We start from the raw sequence: 18,632 nt of genomic DNA on the forward strand, positions 1-18,632 counted from the left end.
GAAGTGAAACCTCTTAGCGCTGATGGTAGTGTGGCACTTGCCATGTGAGAGTAAGTCATCGCCAGCTCTTAAATACGAAACACCCCTAACCTGACGGTTAGGGGTGTTTTTTATTGCGTGGGAAAAGAAAAATAGAAGCCAATATTTAACGAGTCGTGCTATTTTTATCCTAATTAGATGCTAAATAAGAAATGCTATTAGGACTGATATGATTCTCTATGAACTTTTATCTGCTATTGGAATTATCTATTTAGGTTTTTTAGTATGGAAGTGGATAGAAAAACCTAAGAAAAAATATCAAGCACCTCGAGTTATTCGTGAATGGATATTAGATAATCCTGAAGGAGAGCTTTATGTGGCATTTATAACAGCAGACCAAAAGGTCTGGTCTGCTTGTGGACGATATGCGCATTCTTCTGGTTCAACGAGTACAACATGGTCTGGCTTTTTAGCAGGGGATTTAAATGATCTTGTGCGAAGAACCATGGGGCAGAAAGTACTTGATGAAATGATAGAATGTCTCAAACAACAAAAAAATAAATAGGATATATAATCAGGCCTATATCTATCTAAATTGTTCTATAAATGAAATGAGCTTTGGTGGAAGGAAGTGAATAGTGATCAGAAATTTGGAGAAGCTTTAGCGAGTAACGTTGTACAGTATCTAATAAAGCGGACTCAAATTAGTAATTATCATAAAGAATATTGTGGAACTGGATTTTACTTTGATGGGCAGAATATTTTTTATACTCACTTTTTTGATGGGTATCCCGACTTAGAGCATTATCAAAATAGCGAGAACAGATATAGTGGCATCATTCACATATTTCATGAAATAACAGAGTTTCAAGATTGGTTAGCTAATCAATCCGATAGCAAACTTTCTGGTGCAGAATCTCAAGATGACTTTTATCGTTATAACCAACGTATTACAAGGTTGAAGCTTGAGAAATTAATTTTAGAATCTCAAAAATTGGATAATTAAATTATGAAACTCAACTCTTTCTCTCCACTGCCTGAAGATGATGATGAACTGCATCTTCCTGAGCTGGTGTACTGGGCATCTCTTGGTGATGTAGAACAGGTCGAGCAGTTATTAGCAGAGGGTACTGACCCAAACCAGACGGATGATGAAGGCTATAGCGCGTTACAGGCTGCTGCTGAGAATGATCATCTAGCGGTCGTGAAGCTGCTAGTGAGTAAAGGTGCGAATGTGGCTTATAAAAGCGAATATACTGCGCTACAGCTTGCTGAAATGGCAGAGCATCACGATGTAGTCGCATATCTCAAAAGTCTTTAAATCGCAGATAAAAATGATAGATAAAAAGAAGCCCCATCATCCTGACGGGGCTTCTTCATATTCAGCTTATGTCGTTGATATCCTATTAACGACCACGTCCTGTGTGTTTTATTATTCTCAATGAGACTTCCTGTCTCTCTATGGTTTATATAATAGGCGAAAAGTTGAGTTCGGGATATTCGCCAATGGCTGCGATTGTTGTAGGTTTTGGCGTACATCAATCGGGAATGATGAAATGATGAGCGATAAAAAACGGAATCCATAGATTCCGTTTCTGTGTTATTCGAATCTTAGAAATGAACATCTAGACCAATATAAGGACCTTTAAAGTTAAATTTAAGATCATTCTTTTCATAGTCATCTAACTTGATATCCAGAATACGGTAGCCTGCTTTCAAGCCTACATCGACCAGTAGATTGTCGATAAAGTTGTATTGTAATTCTGCTTGCGCATCGGTAATTTTAGTATGATTAAAGTTGCTATATAAGAGTTCTGCTTTGGCACTTAGGCCAGTAAACGGCAGTTTTACCCCCGCCGATCCATAGATCACTGGTACCGTTTTATCGATATCTGTTTTGCTGATATTCAGGGTTTTGACATCGCCATTTAAGTTGGTTGCACCTAACCCGACATCTGCATTTACAATAGTATCTAAAATTTCATAATATAAAATAAAATCGGTATGATCGATGTTGAGGTCGTAAACTGGTTGACCTGCGACTTCCTTTTCTGTTTGTGATTTTAAATTCACATAGCGAATTTTTGCATTAGGAATCAATGGAATAGGATGTTCAAATGCAAGTGAGATCTGAGCTGAACCTTTACGATCTAAATTTTCTTCAGGCGCTGAAAGACCTGCGTAAGGATTTAATAATAGGCCATTTTCACCTATTTGATTTGATAATGATGAAGTATTTGATTTAGGTTGAACTTTTGCTTTGCCATCATAAAACCAATAACTTGCATCTGCTTTTAAACCAATAACGTCTGCTTGTGCCAAGCCACAAATGCTGGTTCCTAAAGCCAACATTGATATTTTTAATAATTTCATTGCATTATCCTAATACATATCGAAAACAGTAATGAATTGTTGTGAATTCACGTATGAATGGGCGAATCATATAGTGATCTGGTTAAATATGCAGTAGTCTAATTTTAAATTTTTATAAAGGAATAAATAATAATGACGGATAAACAAAGTGTGATGGATTATCCGCTTTATGTGGCTGGGAAAGCCGTCACAACAGGACAATGGTTAGAAGTCCATGATAAGTATAACAATACCGTTTATGCACGAGTGGCATTGGCGGATGCTAAAGTACTTGAAAAAGCCATAGCGGCTTCGGTGAAGGCAGAAGCTGAGATGGCAGCCTTAAAACCGTTTCAAAAACAAAAAATATTACTGCATTGTGTAAAGCGTTTTAATGAACTGCGGGATGAGCTGACTGAGATCCTGATCGCAGAAGGGGGTAAGCCACAGGGTGCAGCAAGTGCTGAAGTAGAACGTTTAATTAATACTTTTCAACTGGCCGCAGATGCGGTGACACAGCTTGATGATGGGCAATTAATTCCTTTGGCGGTGACACCCGCTGCTACACATTTTCGAGGCATGGTCAAACATGTGCCGATTGGTGCAGTTTCATTAATTAGTCCGTTCAATTTCCCTCTCAATCTGGTGGCGCATAAGATTGCACCTGCGATTGCTGCGGGTTGTCCCTTTGTATTGAAACCGGCCAGTTTTACTCCAATCAGCGCCTTAAAGATTGCAGCCGTATTGGCTGAAACCGATTTGCCGAAAGGTTCGTGGTCGATATTGCCTTGTAATCGTGAGGCAGCGGATATTTTAGTGACCGATGACCGCTTTAAACTCCTCAGCTTTACCGGTTCTGATCAGGTCGGTTGGGAGATGAAGGCGCGGGCAGGCCGCAAGAAAGTGACGCTGGAACTCGGTGGCAATGCCGCAGTCCTGATAGATGCAGGTACAACCCTTGATGATGCCTTGATTGATCGCCTGATCAGTGCTGCTTATGGGCAGGCAGGGCAAGTCTGTATCAGTGTACAACGAATTTTAGTGCATGCCGATCTTTATGCCGAGCTAAAAAAGAAACTGATGGCTAAACTGAAAAAGATTAAGGCCGCTGATCCTGCTTTAAGTACCACATTGGTTGGCCCAATGATTAAGGAAGCAGAAGCATTAAGGCTAAAAAAATGGATTGATAAGGCGGAGAAAAAAGGCGCAAAAGTGCTGCTCTGTGGCAGTTTACAAGGTGTCTTGTTTGAACCGGTGTTATTGGAAAATGTCGATGCCAAGCTAGAAATTTATAAGGATGAAGCGTTTGGCCCCGTGGCCATTTTAGAAAAATTTAAGCAATTTGAGCAGGGCATTGCCACCATTAATCAAAGCCGCTTCGGTTTGCAGGCAGGTGTCTATACGCAAAATCTGAATAATATGCTGTATGCATGGGATCACTTACAGGTAGGTGGTGTCATCATTAATGATGTCCCGACATTCCGCGTTGACAATATGCCCTATGGTGGAGTCAAAGATTCAGGTTTGGGCCGCGAAGGCATCCATTCTGCTATCCGCGATATGCAGGAACAAAGACTTTTGGCAATTAAACAATAGAGGAGGAAAAGTGTGGTGAGGATTTGGCTTGCCTGTTTTATGTACTTGATTTTTATAGATTGACTGCAAGGTCAAATTTACAGGCAGTTGAAAAATAATCAGTTGTTCTGAAAAGTTGATATTTTCTTGCAGAATTTACAGTAAAAAGAAATAAAAACAGGTATTGTTCGGCTATTAAAAGCAGAAAAACAATGCCCAATCTTTAAGGAAGATGGTTTGGTTTTTTGTTTGTTTGGTCTTGAAAATAAGAAGCTCACAAGGTTGAAAGTTCATCCAAACAAAACAAGATTTTTTATGGCATTTTCATGTCTGTTGGATAATAAAAAACTGAAAGCAGCATGGAAGGTCAGCAGGACAATTTTAGGTGTTATATGGCAGATTCTCGTGAAAACTGGACATCACGATCTGGTTTTATTATTGCAGCTGTTGGTTCAGCTGTAGGTTTAGGTAATATCTGGCGGTTCCCGTATGTTGCTTATGAAAATGGCGGCGGAGCGTTCCTTATCCCTTATTTACTGGCGTTAATTACCGCTGGTTTACCTCTTTTATTTTTAGACTATGCCACAGGTCACCGTGCGCGTAACTCTCCACCCAAGGCCTATCGTGCCTTATTCAAAGGGGGAGAGACGCTGGGCTGGTGGCAAGTCTGTGTCTGTATTATCATCGGTTTATATTATGCCAGCGTACTGACTTGGGCGGGGAGTTATGTGTACTTCTCGATTGGACAGGCATGGGGCAGTGACCCGGAAAGCTTCTTCTTCAATACCTATTTGCAGACCTCAAAAGCATCAGGATTTGATCTCAATTTTGTGAGCCATCTGTTCTGGCCAATCGTGGGTATCTGGGCACTGACTTTAATCATTCTGTATGGTGGCGTTAAAAAAGGCGTTGAATTATCCAATAAGATTTTCATGCCGCTATTATTCGTATTATTTACAGTGCTTGTGATTCAGGCATTACGTTTACCAGGTGCGGCTGAAGGCTTAAATGCATTCTTTACTCCGAACTGGGCTGCGATGATGGATTATAAAGTCTGGTTAGCAGCTTATGGTCATACCTTCTTCTCGCTGTCTGTTGGTTTCGGGATCATGGTGACCTATGCATCTTATCTTAAACCAAAAACCAACTTAACCGGTTCTGGCCTGATCGTTGGCTTTGCCAATGCATCAACTGAAATTCTGGCAGGTATTGGTATCTTTGCTGCACTAGGCTTTATGGCCCATGTGGCAGGTAAAGAAGTACAAGATGTCGTAAGCGGTGGTATCGGTCTGGCATTTATTGCTTTCCCGAAAATCATTTCAAGCTTGGGCGCAGGTGCTGACTTATTCGGCTTACTGTTCTTCTCATCACTCTTCGTTGCGGGTATTTCTTCAATGGTGAGTATTCTGGAAGTGCCGATTGCAGCAATGCAGGACAAATTGAAATGGAGCCGTAGCAAAGCTGTGACCATTATTGGTGGCGGTAGTGCGCTGGTTTCAGTGATTCTGTTCTCAAGCGTGAATGCGATCAAACTGGTGGATATCGTCGATCACTTTATCAATAACATTGGTATTGTCGGCGGTGCACTGGTTTCGATACTTTGTATTACCTGGTTTAAACGTTCTGCCTTGCTGGAACTGCGTGATCATATCAACCGCATTTCAACCATTCAACTGGGGAAAGGCTGGGCATTTACTTTAACCGTAATTACCTCTCTCATCTTGTTAACCACCTTAAGCATGACTGTGTTTAATCTGGTGAAAAATGGTTACGATAGTTATAGCATGAGCTTACAAGGCTTATTTGGCTGGGGCAGTGTGATTTTCTGTGCTGTTGTCGCTTTTATACTCAGCAAAGTGAAAGATCGCTAGGAGATACAGATGAATACTTCGGCAATTATTATGATGGTTATTGCGATGCTGTTTGTTTGGGGAGGATTAGCATTATCCATCCTCCACCTGATGAAACATCCAGAAGAACTTGATGATGTTCTGGAAGAAGTCAAAGATCAGCACACGCTTTAAAACAGATTTAAAAAAAGCAGGCCTCAAGCCTGCTTTTTTATTTTGATTAAGCTAGTTTTTTAATTCGGCAATAATAGAAACCATCGCCGGATTGCGCCGAAGGGAGCAACTGACGACCATGGGTCTGTTCAATGCCCCAATCCGCATCAATTTTGATTTCTTCAGCATCGGCATGTTCAGCAAAGAAAGCCGCCATTTGTTGCTCATTTTCAGCTTTGAGAATCGAACAGGTGATATACAGCAAGGTACCGCCCACTTTGAGTTGTTGCCACATCTGCTGCAAAATCTGTTGCTGTAAGGCCACCGTTTGCGCGATATCGGTTGACTGTCTGAGTAGACGGATATCGGGATGACGACGAATCACACCTGTGGCAGAACAAGGAGCATCCAGCACGATACAATCGACGGGTTCTGCTGCCTGCCAAGTCGTCGCATCAGCGGTCACAATCTCAACATTGTTCTGGCCGAGGTCAAGACGTTCCAGATTTTCAGACACACGTAATAAACGTTTGGCATCATGATCCAGCGCAATCAGTTTTTGAGGATTAAAACGCTCAAGAATGTGTGCAGTTTTACCGCCGGGTGCAGCACAGGCATCAATCACCACCTGACCATCTAAGTTTGGTAACAGGGTTGCGCACAATTGGGCATGTTCATCCTGAACAGAAAAACCGCCTGCTTCAAAACCCGGTAAATGGGTAATATTGCCCGTTTGCTCCAAAACAATCCCGACATCTGAAAGCGTGCAAGGACGAGCATCAATCTGCTCTTCGTCTAAAATATCTAGATATTCGTTACGACTGACTTGGCGTTCATTAACGCGTAGGGTCAGTGGTGCGACTTGTTTTAAGGCTTGGCATAGCGTCTCTGCTTGCTCAGGCCAATCTTTTTTAAGTCGCTTAAATAACCAGCTTGGTAAGCCATGTGTATGATTCAACGCGGTTTCAAATTCAGCTGTTTCACGTGAAACACGGCGCAGAATCGCATTGACCAAACCACTCATTGGCTCAAAACCGAGTTGCTTAGCCGCATTTACCGTTTCTGAAATCGCCGCATGCACTGGAATACGCGTACATAAAATTTGATATAAACCAAGATATAAACAACTTTCTAGCGCTTCATTGTCTAATGGTTTTGTCAGCAAGGGTAAGGTAATGGCTTTTAAAGAAAACCATTGGCGTAAACAGCCTAAAGTCAGTTCGTGATATAAACCACGGTCACGTTCAGAAACGATATTGATATGTTGATTCAGAACAGAAGACAAAGATTGCCCATTTTGGACGGCCAAAAGTGTTTTGACCACTTGTGCACGTAGATTCAAATTTTTTGTAGATGATTGGCTCATGGGAGAATTTGTCCAATATGTAATTTTTGGGTTTGGGCAATTTGTACAGGATTTAGGGCTTTAGCACCTGGCCATTGCAGACTGATGAGGCACACCGCGGTATTGTCGCCACACGCCACATGTACGCCTTGTTTATTGATCACCAGGATTTCGCCGCTTTGTGCATCAGCTTTTTGATGCTGAGAAAGCATCGAGCCCCACACTCGTAAGGCATTGCTTTCATCCAGTTGAATAAATGCCACTGGCCACGGATTGAAGGCACGGATATTACGGTCGATTTGTACCGCATTCTGGCTCCAGTCAATACGGGCTTCTGCTTTCACCAGTTTATGGGCATAGACGGTCAAGGCTTCATCTTGTACTTCACGCTTTTCAATGAAATCCTGCAAACTTTGCTCTGATTCAAGCACGGTACAAATCGCTTCGGCACCTTGATCGGCCAGTTTATCGTGCAAGCTGGCAGAGGTATCTTCTGCGGTGATTGGGCAGTAAGTTTTATACATCATGTCGCCGGTATCCAGACCCGCCGCCATTTGCATGATGGTAATGCCGGTTTCTGCATCACCTGTGGCAATGGCTCGTTGGATTGGTGCAGCACCCCGCCAGCGTGGCAGTAATGAACCGTGGATATTTAAACAGCCGTATTTCGGTGTATCTAATACCGCTTGTGGCAAGATCAGGCCATAGGCCGCAACCACCATCACATCGGCACCCAAGTCAGCCAGTTGTTGGCGAGCTGCCAGACCTTCCTCTGTCGATGCTTTAAAATTCAAAGGCTGATACACCGGTAAGCCGTGCTCAAGTGCCAATTGTTTCACAGGGGATGGCGTTAATTTTTGCCCACGGCCGGCTTTACGGTCAGGTTGGGTATAAACCGCAATGATCTGGTGGGATGTTTTTAATAATGCCGCCAATGCGGTTGCCGCAAATTCAGGCGTACCAGCAAAAATGATTTTCACAAAGACAATCCAACTAAAACTTGCTGCAAATTATAAGCGAAAAAGTGATGAGTCCCTAATCAGATGGCTTGAATTGCTTTTGTACAAAAAAAGATAGGCCTATTGGTCATCTGTTAAACGATAACTTGTAGTATGATGCAGAAAGCTCAGTATCATTTCGCCAGAGAGAATGTCCTATTCGTCTCGAGCACAAACTTGTTGGGAATACAAAATGCCTGATTATCGTTCAAAAACATCAACACATGGAAGAAATATGGCGGGCGCGCGTGGTTTATGGCGTGCGACCGGTATGAAAGATGAAGATTTTGGCAAGCCTATTATTGCGGTGGTCAACTCATTTACCCAGTTTGTTCCGGGTCACGTACATCTCAAAGATTTAGGTCAACTTGTTGCGAGAGAAATTGAAGCGTCTGGTGGTGTGGCAAAAGAATTTAATACCATTGCCGTCGATGACGGCATTGCCATGGGCCATGACGGGATGCTGTATTCACTGCCATCACGTGATTTGATCGCCGACTCGGTGGAATACATGGTCAATGCCCATTGTGCCGATGCCATGGTCTGTATCTCGAATTGTGACAAGATCACCCCGGGAATGCTGATGGCGGCAATGCGCCTGAATATTCCAGTAGTGTTCGTGTCTGGCGGGCCAATGGAAGCGGGTAAAGTGAAGTTCCGTGGTGATGAAAAGGCCATTGATCTGGTAGATGCCATGGTGGTTGCAGCCGATGAAAGCTATACCGATGAAGAAGTACAGGCTTTTGAACGTTCGGCCTGTCCAACCTGTGGTTCATGTTCAGGCATGTTCACTGCGAACTCGATGAACTGCTTAACCGAAGCATTGGGTCTATCTTTACCGGGCAACGGTTCAATCGTGGCAACCCATGCCAATCGTGAAAAGCTATTCTTGAAAGCCGGTCGTTTGGTGGTTGAACTGGCGAAGCGTTATTACGAACAGAATGATGACAGCATTTTGCCACGTTCAATTGCAACCAAAGCGGCGTTTGAAAATGCCATGACACTGGATATTGCAATGGGCGGTTCAACCAATACCGTATTGCATTTGCTTGCGGCGGCGCACGAAGCCGAAGTTGATTTCACCATGGATGATATCGACCGTTTGTCTCGTCAGGTTCCGGTATTGTCCAAAGTTGCACCGGCAAAACAAGACGTGCATATGGAAGATGTACACCGTGCGGGTGGCATCATGGCGATTTTGGGTGAGCTGGATCGTGCCAACTTGCTGAATACGTCATGTCCAACTGTACATGAACCAACGTTAAAAGATGCTTTGGACAAGTGGGATATTATCCGTACCGAAGATGCGGATGTTTATGAATTCTATCGTTCATCACCGGGTGGTATTCCAACGCAGGTGGCGTTCTCGCAAAACCGTTACTACTCAACCTTAGATGGTGACCGTGAGAAAGGCGTGATTCGTAATGCTGAACATGCCTTCTCTAAAGATGGCGGTCTGGCGGTGCTTTACGGCAACATCGCTCTAGATGGCTGTATCGTCAAAACTGCAGGTGTGGATGAATCCATCCTGAAATTCACCGGTACAGCACGCGTTTTTGAAAGTCAGGATGCGGCAGTAGAAGCCATTCTGGATCATAAAATCGTGGCAGGCGATATCGTGGTGATTCGTTATGAAGGCCCACGTGGCGGACCGGGTATGCAGGAAATGTTGTATCCAACCAGTTACCTGAAATCCAAAGGTTTAGGCAAAGACTGTGCCTTGATTACCGATGGACGTTTCTCAGGTGGTTCTTCAGGCCTGTCGATTGGTCACGTGTCTCCAGAAGCGGCTGAAGGCGGTGCGATTGGTCTGGTTGAAGATGGTGATACCATTCAGATTGATATTCCAAACCGTACTATTCACTTGGATATCGATGATGCGACTATGGCGCATCGCCGTACGGTTCAGGACGCCAAAGGCTGGCATCCTGCGGAAGAGCGTAAACGTAAAGTGTCTAAGTCATTGAAGATTTACGCAATGCATTCGACCAGTGCTGCTAAAGGCGCAGTACGAGTTTTGTAATCCCTTTGAGTCCCTCTTTCAATTAAGGGGGACTTTTGTCTCATTTTATAAGATACTGAACATACTTATTGGCTCACCTGTTCTGGCTCAGGTTTGAGTAAACTTTTCCATTTTGCATTTTATGACCATTAGAGGCTATCGACATGTCTTTGTTACGTCGTTGGTTTGATCCCATACGATCGAGTTGGTTCTATCAGAAACCTTCTCGTCAGGCGGAATTACCTACGGAACAGGGTTTAAGTATTTACCTGCGTCTAGACGATGTTTATAGCTATCTGGCAGTGCAAGAGCTGGATCAGCTCAATGAGATCCTCAGTGATGAGCTCAAACCCCTAAAAGTCATTATTTCGAGGCAAGACGCCGAGCCTCCGAATGGCATGTCCAAGCAAGACTGGCAAAGCTATTGCTTAAATGATGCCAAAATCCTGGCCAAGCAGCATCGTTTTGGTTTTGATGAAACCCCAGAAATACCGAGTGCAGAAGCATTACAACAAGCAGAAACAATTCTAAGAAATACCCCGCTCAGAGAACAAAACTTTTTACATTTGCTCGAAGATGTTTTCCACATGCTGTGGCAGCAGCAATACGGTAAATTGCGTACCTTATATGCAATGGCCTCCCAGCATCAGAAACCTCAAGATTATCCTGAACGTATTTTTAAAGACGTGCCTGTGATCGCCAGTTATTTTGAATTTGGTGAACGAAAATATCAGGCGGTTGATGACTTGTTACGTCTGACACGCCGTTTAAAACAGCAAAAACTCCTGACCGGGAATCCAATTTTTCTGATCAATCATATCGAGTGGCGTGAGCATCTCATTAATGATGCCGAGGCATTGGCCGAAGTCCAGGCCTTGCATCCGGAACTGGATCTGTATATCGCGCTTGAAGACCCGATGAGCTGGTTATTATTGGCGTATATCCAGGAAGAACTGGCCAATTATTATAATATCCAGTTGAAGGTGTATCCGCTGAGTTATCACGGTCGGGACTGGTTTGACTGGGGCCTGGCAACTCGTGTTTCCAAGCGAACCCAAGTCGCATTTACCCCGTTCTGCCGACCAACCAGAGAAGCTACCTATGAAATGGCCCGACTGTTTTATAGCGTGCCTGAAGAGCAGCAAGTGGATTGTATCCATGAAATTCTGGAAGCCGTATGGACACAGGGTAAAGACCTGTCATTTAAAGCCCATTTTCAACGGATGCAGAGACGTCTGGACATTGCGCAGCTGACTGAACAGGATATCGAAGCACAGTTAAAGCAAAATGATGAATGGTGCCAGCAGAAGCATCAGCCTGATTTTCCAGTATTGGAGTTACGGATTGATGGACATAGCTATGTCTTCAATAGCCTATATCGGGTCTGGATGATTGAAAGCATTCTCAGCAACGTACTGGAAGAAAAATATAAAATGGCCTCAACTTTTGATTGAGGCTCACTCCCAAAAATAAGAATAGGGCAAGCCACGGTTTTTCCGTAGCATAGCTTCGATGCAAAATCGGAGTTAAAGCGTGACTTTTCTAGCCATTATTATCGTGGTTTTTGCCTTTGCCGGCATGATTAAAGGCATGATCGGGCTGGGCCTGCCTGCGGTTTCTATGGGGCTACTGACCATTGCCATGAGTCCGTTTCAGGCTGCGTCTTTATTGATTGTGCCGTCGATGGTCACCAATATCTGGCAACTGTTTGCCGAAGGACGGGTCTGGGCCTTTATTCGCCGTTTCTGGACTTTACTGGTTGGAATCGTGGTAGGGTCGATCTGGAGCTTTTTACCGACCTTAAGCCAGAGTCATGGCCATAGCAGTGAGATTTTACTGGGTTGTATGCTGGCGTTATATGGATTGTATGGCCTCTGTGTGAAAAAACTGCCTCATCTGGCGCAACATGAGCGCTGGTTATCGCCTATTGTCGGATATATCGGCGGCGCAGTGACCGTTGGCACAGGGGTGGTGATTATTCCGGTGGTGCCGTATTTGCAGTCCTTACATTTGAAACGGGATGAACTGGTGCAGGCCTTAGGTTTGACCTTTACCGTTTCCACCTTCTGTCTGGCTTTTTTCCTGCATCACAATCCGATGGAGGGAATCACGCTGGATTATCGTCTGTCTGCGGTGGCTTTAGTTGCTGCTTTATTAGGGATGTGGCTGGGTAAAAAAATCCGTTATCAACTTAACGAGCAACGTTTTCGCCGTTTATTCTTTATCGGATTGATGGCCTTAGGTCTATATATGATTGCGCATTAAGAGCAGTTAACAGGATGGGCGATGTTGCATTAAAAACTCAGCAAACTGTTGATAAGCATGCGGGAGCTGATCGAAATCCTGTGCCGCTAACAGCAGTTTACGGTTGGCCCAGGCGCCATGTAATTGTAGTGCATAAAAATCATAATCTGGCTGTAAACGCTGTGCCGCACGCGCGGGCATAATCGCAATACCGACCCCTTTGGCGACAACCTCGGCAATGGCAGAAAAGTTGGGTAAGCGTAGCCGGTACTGGATATTGAAACCCAATAGCTTGGCTTGCGTTTCAATCGATTGCTGCAAAGAATGATGCGGCATCAGGCCAATAAAACCATAAGCTAAGGCATCGACCAGATTCAGCTGTGTTTGCCGGGTCAAGGCATGATGAGCGGGACAGATCAGCACCAATGGATCACTGGCAAACTCCTGTGTTTGCAAATGACGGGTATCAAAGAAGCTGGAGACCAGTCCTAGGCGTGCCACACCTTGAGTCAATGCTTCAACGATTTCAGAACTTTCTGCTTCATGTAAGTCGAGATTGATCTCGGGATGTAGCATCAGATAGTGTGGTAACAGCGGTGGTAAATATTCACTCTGTGCCGACGAATTACACCATAAAGTCAATGATTCAGGTGCCGTGGGTCGAAAGCGTTGCATGTCCTGTTCAAGCAGATCTTTTTGCTGCATCAGCCGTCGGGCATGCTCAGTCAGGGCATGGCCCGCAGTGGTCAGCTCGACACCTGAGGTCTGCCGAATAAATAACGGTGTTGCAAAATAGTGTTCGAGTTTTTTAATTCGTTCGCTGGCGGCTTGCAGGGAAATGGCAGAAAGCTCGGCGCCCTTGGTCAGGCTGCCTGTCGAAACAATATGCAGAAGCAGTTGTAAATCAAAGAAATCGAAACGCATGAGCGGAACGTATTGAAATATAAACAGCCATCATACTAAAACTAAGCAAGATAAAGATAGGGGAGACGTTCAAGACGAAAAAAAGGCAGCTTGCGCTGCCTTGAAGATTTTTAGTTTTTATCTTTTAAACTGAACAGCAGGTTCAGGAAAATTGCTGCAAAAGTTGCCGTCCCGATACCGCCGAGATTGAAGCTACCAAATAACAATTCAAAGTTACCCGCCCCTAAAATAATGGTCACTGAAGCCACGATCAGGTTTTTATTGTTGGAGAAATCGACTTTATTTTCGATCCAGATTTTTGCACCGGCAATGGTGATCAGACCAAACACCACAATAGATGCACCGGTGAGTACTGCATTCGGAATGGTACTAATGACGGCACCAAACTTAGGTGAAAGACCGAGGATAATGGCAAAGAGGCCTGCAATCACAAACACCAGCGTCGAGTAAACGCGGGTAACTGCCATCACTCCGATATTTTCGCCATAAGTGGTCATACCGGGTGCACCCACACCGCCGGATAAGGTGGTTGCGACACCATCTGCAACAAAGGCTTTACCCAGTTGTGGCGTGAGATTTTCACCGGTCATTGCACCAACAGCCTTGATATGGCCCAGATTTTCTGCCACCAGAATCAGGGCCACAGGGGCAATGATCAGAATGGCATTCAAATCAAAAGTCGGATGCGAGAAGCTCGGAATACCAAACCATGGCGCCGCTGAGATCTGGGAGAAATCAATCGGCTTGCCATAACCCAGACCATTGCTGGCAATGGCATAAATGGCATAGGCAATTAAAAGGCCAATCAAGAGCAATAAACGTTGTAATAGCCCTTTGGTAAAGACCGCAATGATGCCCATGCTCAGGACCGTAGTTAATGCCATCCACATTTCAAAAGGCTGACCCGCAACGCCTTTAATGGTTACAGGCGCAAGATTAAGACCAATGATCATCACGATTGCACCAGTGACCACCGGTGGCATCAGTTTTTCGATCCAGCGGGTTCCTGTCAGCATCACCGCAAAGCCGATCAGGGCATATACGATACCGCAGACCACAATCCCGCCCAGTGCGACGGACAGGTTTGGATTTGCACCTGAACCGGTAATATGACCCGTTGCCGCTGCCACCACGCCAATAAACGCAAAACTTGAGCCTAAGTAGCTTGGAACACGTCCACCGGTCATAAAGAAAAACAGGATGGTACAGATGCCTGACATTAAAATGGCAAGGTTCGGGCTAAAACCCATCAATAAAGGTGCAAGTACGGTTGAGCCGAACATGGCAAATGCGTGTTGAACCCCCAGCACCGCGCTTTGTAAGGGCGGTAAATATTCATTGGTCGCAACAGGGCGATGATCGACCGTCCCCTGATACGGCTGCCATTTTGGAAACCAACTGGACATAAATTAGACTCATGATTTGATATCAGCGCGTATGATACCCTGTCTTAAAACGAGCTTTCACCTATAAGTCCTTGAGAGGATTGCCACAATACACTCTTAGAGCTTGAATTTTTACCTTTTGGTAAAATCTACTTCAAATTAAGCTAGTGGAATTATTATTTATTTTGTCTGGACAATTTAAAAAATTAACTCTTTTATTTTTAAAATAATTTTAAAAACTTTTTCAATTTTTTTTATCGCAATGGCATCTTTTGCCAATCTGGCCATCAACAGAAACGATTTCTGCGGATGGCCCTCTGAAAATGGCACTTAGCCCGTGTTACGCAAGCCCGCTGCAATACCTGCAATGCTGACCATCAAGGCATGATCCACTGGACTATGCTCGGTTTGATGCTCTGCCAGATACAGGCGACGACGTTTCATCAACTCGGCCTGTAATAAATGCAAAGGCAACAAATACGGTTTACGTACCTGCATCGATTGATCCAGTACCTCATTATTGCTCAGCAGTTTAGATTCACCTTTCAGGCTCAGCAGGGTATCGACTGCATTTTGCAGACGTTGGCGCAACTCGACACCAAGCACTTTTAAGTCCTGATCCTGGGTCAGATGCGATTCATAATACAGCGCGATATTGGCATCGGATTTGGACAGTACCATTTCCAGCATATCAATCAGTGTCTGGAAATAAGGCCATTGTTCCAGCATCTCATCCAGCGTGTTTTTGTGTTGTCCATGCACCTGATTGATGGCAGTGCCGGTGCCCAGCCAGGCTGGTAGCATCAGGCGAATCTGGGTCCATGCAAAGACCCAAGGAATGGCACGCAGCGACTCAATCCCACCACTAACTTTGCGTTTGGCAGGGCGAGAACCCAGCGGCAGCATCTGTAATTCCAGTTCAGGGGTTACGGTACGCAGATAGCTGACAAAATTTGGATTTTCACGCACGGTTTGGCGATAAACCTGTACCGATAAATCTGTCATCTGGTTCATCAGGTCACGCCATTCTTGTTTCGGTTCAGGTGGCGGTAACAAGGTTGCTTCCAGAGTTGCTGCGGTATAGATTTCCAGATTTTGCAGGGCGATCCCTTCCAGACCAAATTTAAAGCGAATCATTTCACCTTGCTCGGTAACACGGATCGCGCCTGAAATTGAACCGGGTGGTTGCGAGAACAGTGCTTGCTGTGTCGGTGCACCGCCACGGCTAATTGAACCGCCACGACCATGGAACAAGGTCAATTGCACCCCATGCTGCTTGGCAATCGCGGTCAGCTCTTCCTGAGCACGATATTGTGCCCAGTTCGCCGACATAAAGCCTGCATCCTTGGCTGAGTCCGAGTAGCCAATCATGACTTCATGCTTGCCTTGAATATGCTGTTTATACCAGTGCATATTGAACAGGGTATTCATGGTTTTGGCGGCGCCGTCGAGATCCTTCAAGGTCTCGAATAAAGGCACCACACGTAGCGGTTGCTGGATGCCTGCTTCTTTTTGCAGTAACAATACTGCGAGAACATCACTTGGATATTCTGCCATGGAAATAATATAGGCACCCAAGCTCTCAGGGGGCTGTTCGGCCAAGGTACGCATGGTGGCAAACACTTCCAGTACATCGGAATGTTGAATCAGACTGCCTTCAGGCTCATTAAAAAACTTTGGCAGTAAGGGGCGCTTACTTTGCAGTTCCTGAATCAGGAAGTTCTGGCGGGCCTGCTCGGTCCAGGATTCAAAATTACCCAGACCCAGATATTCGGTAATCGCGGAAATGGCCTGGCGATGGCGACCTGATTCCTGACGGATATCCAGTTTGAGCAGCTCAATACCAAAACAGTTGACCCGATAAATAAAGTCGAGTAATTGACCGTTGGCGATCTCAGCCAGATTACAATCCATCAGTGAGCGGTAGCACAGCAGTAGCGGCGCCAACAATTCATCTTTGGTTCTGATGATGTTGCTGTCATCGGCATCTGTGCCTTGCAGGCGATGTGCCAGCCATGAGCGGGTAGCTTTTAAACGTTCACGGGTTTCGCGTAAATATTCACGATAGGGTTCCGGATGCGCATAGCCCAATGCCTGAGTCATTTCATCGGAACAGCTTTGAATCGACAATTCCCAACGTAGATTTTCGATATCACGCAGGTACAGATCAGCTGCTTGCCAACGTGATAACCACAGGACTTCTTGCGTGACTTGATGGGTCACATTCGGGTTGCCGTCCCGGTCTCCGCCCATCCATGAAGCAAAGCGGATCGGTGCAACATGCAGTGGCAGACTTTGTTCACAATGCTGCTGGGTCAGTTCATTCAGTTCACGGACGAATTTAGGAACGGCATTCCAGAGGGATTGCTCAATTGTGGCAAAGCCCCATTTGGCTTCATCGACTGGGGTTGGGCGATGTTGACGGATTTCATCGGTCTGCCAGGCTGAACTGATCAATTGCTTGAGGGTGGCAATGGTTTGTTGGCGTTCTTTCGGGGTCAGCTTTTGCTGATCTAATTGGGAAAGGCAATCGGTAATATCGTCATATTTTTGAATTAAGGTACGACGGCTGACTTCGGTCGGATGGGCTGTCAGCACCAGTTCAATTTTTAAATCACAGATTTGCTGAAACAGTTGTTGCGCATTGATCTGCTGGTTTTTGAATTTTTCAAACAAATGCGGCAGCGGATTTGGGCTGGGCGCGTGCTCATCAAACTCGGCCTGACGGCGGCTGCGCACCACATGGTACTGTTCCGCAATATTGGCAAAGTTCAGAAAGTGAGAGAAAGCACGGGTCAGCGGCAGAATCTCTTCATCCTTTAAACCGAGAAACAATTGTTCTAGCTGTTTTTCTGCTTCGATCTGGCCGTCACGTGCGCCTTTAGCCAATGCCCGAATTTGCTCAATCTGATTAAACAAATCTTGCCCAGCATGTTGCTTTAAGGTCTCTCCGAGTAAATTGCCGAGTAAGCGGACATCTTCACGTAGTGGAGCAGTGATTTGCTGAATCATTCTAATTCTCCTGTTGTTCTCATCCGACTATAGCGCGATTGAAGGACAATCCAAGAGCAGAACGTAAAAAAATGTGGAATTTCTCTAAACTTTAGTCTGATATTTAAGCAAAAAAATCTCGATGGCATGCTCAATCATCTGATCGATTTCATCTGCCGTGGGCACTGGTGCTAAACCAAGCAATACCTGCTGATGACGGATCCCGAGCATCAGCGAGATGATCAGCTCGGTTTGCTTAATCGGTTCATCGGCCTGAATAAATTTAAAGCCGATGGCCTGTTCAAAAAAATCACACCAGACATGGCACATGCGGGTATGTGAGGCATCAAAAAACTGTCGGGTTAAGGGGCTTTGTTCTGCTGCCAGTTCAAACAGCAAACAATCCAGCTTTAGTGCTTCTGGTAGATAAATAATACTTAACGCACGCTGACACATCAGAACCAAAGCCTGTTTAAAATCAGAATCCGCCGTCAGCTGAAACTGTTTGGCCCGAATCGATTCTTCGCAGCTTTCCTCAATCGCACACATAAACAAATTGTTTTTATCCTGAAAGTGGTTATACACCGTCAGCTTGGTAACACCCGCCTCTTTGGCAATCTGGTTCATGTTGGTGGCGTGGTAACCCATCTTTAAAAAAATAGATTTTGCGGCCTGTAAAATCTTGGCTCTTTTTTCTAAATCTTTGGGGCGGCCACTATGAATTTGCACGTTATCTTTCTCTTTTCATGAATTTAAAAATCAAGCAGATAGATTTATTTTTTAATTAATGTACCTGTGAGTATATTAATTAAAAAATAAACAATCTATGATAAT

The 18,632-nt window shown here is 44.8% G+C and carries 16 protein-coding genes; 9 read left to right on the forward strand and 7 right to left on the reverse strand.

What is annotated here, in order from left to right:
* Positions 1–208 precede the first annotated feature (208 nt).
* The 3 genes from IEV39_RS09590 to IEV39_RS09600 all read left to right on the forward strand — a co-directional run bounded on the left by IEV39_RS09590 (position 209) and on the right by IEV39_RS09600 (position 1,300).
* Positions 209–544, forward strand: a complete 336-nt coding sequence (locus IEV39_RS09590; protein WP_005282145.1) for a hypothetical protein — start codon at positions 209–211, stop codon at positions 542–544.
* Positions 545–610: 66 nt separating this feature from the next.
* Positions 611–985, forward strand: a complete 375-nt coding sequence (locus IEV39_RS09595) for a hypothetical protein (RefSeq protein ID WP_005282148.1) — start codon at positions 611–613, stop codon at positions 983–985.
* Positions 986–988: 3 nt separating this feature from the next.
* Positions 989–1,300 carry an ankyrin repeat domain-containing protein gene (locus IEV39_RS09600; RefSeq protein ID WP_005282150.1) on the forward strand — a complete coding sequence of 104 codons (312 nt, stop codon included), beginning with the start codon at positions 989–991 and terminating at the stop codon, positions 1,298–1,300.
* A gap of 290 nt (positions 1,301–1,590) precedes the next feature.
* On the opposite strand, the gene IEV39_RS09605 is transcribed toward IEV39_RS09600, so the two are convergent.
* The gene (locus tag IEV39_RS09605; RefSeq protein ID WP_005282152.1) at positions 1,591–2,352 is read right to left on the reverse strand and encodes a TIGR04219 family outer membrane beta-barrel protein; all 762 of its coding nucleotides are present in this window, start codon (positions 2,350–2,352) and stop codon (positions 1,591–1,593) included.
* Positions 2,353–2,484: 132 nt separating this feature from the next.
* Between IEV39_RS09605 and IEV39_RS09610 the strand changes: the two genes are divergently transcribed.
* From IEV39_RS09610 to IEV39_RS09620, 3 genes are all read left to right on the forward strand, one after another.
* The gene (locus tag IEV39_RS09610) at positions 2,485–3,927 is read left to right on the forward strand and encodes an aldehyde dehydrogenase family protein (protein ID WP_005282156.1); all 1,443 of its coding nucleotides are present in this window, start codon (positions 2,485–2,487) and stop codon (positions 3,925–3,927) included.
* Between the two features lie 371 nt (positions 3,928–4,298).
* The gene (locus IEV39_RS09615) at positions 4,299–5,777 is read left to right on the forward strand and encodes a sodium-dependent transporter (protein ID WP_005282160.1); all 1,479 of its coding nucleotides are present in this window, start codon (positions 4,299–4,301) and stop codon (positions 5,775–5,777) included.
* 9 nt (positions 5,778–5,786) lie between these two features.
* Positions 5,787–5,930, forward strand: a complete 144-nt coding sequence (locus IEV39_RS09620) for a methionine/alanine import family NSS transporter small subunit (RefSeq protein WP_005282163.1) — start codon at positions 5,787–5,789, stop codon at positions 5,928–5,930.
* A 46-nt stretch (positions 5,931–5,976) separates the two neighbouring features.
* On the opposite strand, the gene rsmB is transcribed toward IEV39_RS09620, so the two are convergent.
* The gene (gene rsmB, locus IEV39_RS09625; protein WP_005282165.1) at positions 5,977–7,275 is read right to left on the reverse strand and encodes a 16S rRNA (cytosine(967)-C(5))-methyltransferase RsmB; all 1,299 of its coding nucleotides are present in this window, start codon (positions 7,273–7,275) and stop codon (positions 5,977–5,979) included.
* The gene (fmt, locus tag IEV39_RS09630; RefSeq protein ID WP_005282169.1) at positions 7,272–8,234 is read right to left on the reverse strand and encodes a methionyl-tRNA formyltransferase; all 963 of its coding nucleotides are present in this window, start codon (positions 8,232–8,234) and stop codon (positions 7,272–7,274) included. Before fmt ends, rsmB begins: the two co-directional genes overlap by 4 nt.
* Before the next feature lie 211 nt (positions 8,235–8,445).
* On the opposite strand from fmt, the gene ilvD reads away from it, so the two are divergent.
* The 3 genes from ilvD to IEV39_RS09645 all read left to right on the forward strand — a co-directional run bounded on the left by ilvD (position 8,446) and on the right by IEV39_RS09645 (position 12,519).
* Entirely contained in the window at positions 8,446–10,275 is a 1,830-nt protein-coding gene (gene ilvD, locus IEV39_RS09635; protein WP_032883126.1) for a dihydroxy-acid dehydratase, read from the forward strand.
* 143 nt (positions 10,276–10,418) lie between these two features.
* Positions 10,419–11,708, forward strand: coding sequence for a hypothetical protein (locus IEV39_RS09640; RefSeq protein ID WP_005282175.1), 1,290 nt, complete (start codon positions 10,419–10,421; stop codon positions 11,706–11,708).
* Positions 11,709–11,787: 79 nt separating this feature from the next.
* Positions 11,788–12,519, forward strand: coding sequence for a sulfite exporter TauE/SafE family protein (locus IEV39_RS09645; protein ID WP_005282178.1), 732 nt, complete (start codon positions 11,788–11,790; stop codon positions 12,517–12,519).
* 6 nt (positions 12,520–12,525) lie between these two features.
* Here the strand turns inward: IEV39_RS09645 and IEV39_RS09650 are convergent, their stop codons facing one another.
* From IEV39_RS09650 to IEV39_RS09665, 4 genes are all read right to left on the reverse strand, one after another.
* Positions 12,526–13,422, reverse strand: coding sequence for a LysR family transcriptional regulator (locus IEV39_RS09650; RefSeq protein WP_005282181.1), 897 nt, complete (start codon positions 13,420–13,422; stop codon positions 12,526–12,528).
* Between the two features lie 110 nt (positions 13,423–13,532).
* Positions 13,533–14,828, reverse strand: coding sequence for a solute carrier family 23 protein (locus tag IEV39_RS09655; RefSeq protein ID WP_005282185.1), 1,296 nt, complete (start codon positions 14,826–14,828; stop codon positions 13,533–13,535).
* A gap of 309 nt (positions 14,829–15,137) precedes the next feature.
* Complete coding sequence (gene ppc, locus IEV39_RS09660) at positions 15,138–17,819, reverse strand: phosphoenolpyruvate carboxylase (protein WP_005282187.1); 2,682 nt, start codon at positions 17,817–17,819, stop codon at positions 15,138–15,140.
* Between the two features lie 84 nt (positions 17,820–17,903).
* On the reverse strand, positions 17,904–18,527 hold the full coding sequence (locus tag IEV39_RS09665) for a TetR/AcrR family transcriptional regulator (protein ID WP_005228121.1): 624 nt from the start codon (positions 18,525–18,527) through the stop codon (positions 17,904–17,906).
* Positions 18,528–18,632 lie beyond the last annotated feature (105 nt).

Source organism: Acinetobacter courvalinii (assembly GCF_014635545.1).
GTDB classification, from domain to species: domain Bacteria; phylum Pseudomonadota; class Gammaproteobacteria; order Pseudomonadales; family Moraxellaceae; genus Acinetobacter; species Acinetobacter courvalinii.

Excerpts from the sequence above, each read along its gene's own strand:
- IEV39_RS09590 (WP_005282145.1), top strand. The coding sequence starts at position 209 with ATGATTCTCTATGAACTTTTATCTGCTATTGGAATTATCTATTTAGGT.
- IEV39_RS09600 (WP_005282150.1), top strand. The coding sequence starts at position 989 with ATGAAACTCAACTCTTTCTCTCCACTGCCTGAAGATGATGATGAACTG.
- IEV39_RS09605 (WP_005282152.1), bottom strand. The coding sequence starts at position 2,352 with ATGAAATTATTAAAAATATCAATGTTGGCTTTAGGAACCAGCATTTGT.
- IEV39_RS09610 (WP_005282156.1), top strand. The coding sequence starts at position 2,485 with ATGACGGATAAACAAAGTGTGATGGATTATCCGCTTTATGTGGCTGGG.
- IEV39_RS09615 (WP_005282160.1), top strand. The coding sequence starts at position 4,299 with ATGGCAGATTCTCGTGAAAACTGGACATCACGATCTGGTTTTATTATT.
- IEV39_RS09620 (WP_005282163.1), top strand. The coding sequence starts at position 5,787 with ATGAATACTTCGGCAATTATTATGATGGTTATTGCGATGCTGTTTGTT.
- rsmB (WP_005282165.1), bottom strand. The coding sequence starts at position 7,275 with ATGAGCCAATCATCTACAAAAAATTTGAATCTACGTGCACAAGTGGTC.
- ilvD (WP_032883126.1), top strand. The coding sequence starts at position 8,446 with ATGCCTGATTATCGTTCAAAAACATCAACACATGGAAGAAATATGGCG.
- IEV39_RS09640 (WP_005282175.1), top strand. The coding sequence starts at position 10,419 with ATGTCTTTGTTACGTCGTTGGTTTGATCCCATACGATCGAGTTGGTTC.
- IEV39_RS09650 (WP_005282181.1), bottom strand. The coding sequence starts at position 13,422 with ATGCGTTTCGATTTCTTTGATTTACAACTGCTTCTGCATATTGTTTCG.
- IEV39_RS09655 (WP_005282185.1), bottom strand. The coding sequence starts at position 14,828 with ATGTCCAGTTGGTTTCCAAAATGGCAGCCGTATCAGGGGACGGTCGAT.
- ppc (WP_005282187.1), bottom strand. The coding sequence starts at position 17,819 with ATGATTCAGCAAATCACTGCTCCACTACGTGAAGATGTCCGCTTACTC.